Genomic DNA, 569 nt, shown 5'->3' with positions numbered 1-569 from the left:
AACATCTGTATTATTTTTAATAAATTTATAGCCCCCAAACCAACCTTCTTTGGACTGACCGTTGTACTGGATTGTCTTCTTATAACCTGCTCCGCGAATAGCAATAGATTGTTGGCTACGACCTGGACGGCCATAGTCATTCTCATAATAACTGCCTTCATTCGAGAAGTTACCATACTCATCGATACCAAATGCTAACCAACCGCCGGCAAAACCTTCTAAACCGGGTTTTACACCAAAACCTAAAGGTCCACCAAATGCACCTGTCGCTGGTGGGACATTTGCGTCAGAAAAAACGATACCAACCCCATCTGCACCAGGTCGTGTGGTATTTGAATGAGCATAGTGATTAAACTCCACCTGCATAACGTTATCATCAGATGGGAAGATATAGTTGTAGGCTGATGCTGTTGCTTGATTATATTGGTTGCTTGATAACCTAAACTTGCCACCAGTAATGCTCGGTTTAGCACTATTCTTAAAGCCCATCACAGACCAGTTTGTAAGAGAGCCTGAGTCAAAATCTTCAGGTGGCAACGATTCACATTGAATAGGCTCTGGGTCAGGGC

General features: G+C 43.2%; 1 pseudogene. It reads right to left on the bottom strand.

What is annotated here, in order from left to right:
• Positions 1 to 569 (bottom strand): annotated as a pseudogene (locus R7040_RS28700) (hypothetical protein); the annotation flags it as partial.

The organism is Vibrio sp. 1069 (genome assembly GCF_033340555.1).
Note: the sequence above shows the minus strand (reverse complement) of the source record. Positions and strands in the feature narration are given on the sequence as shown.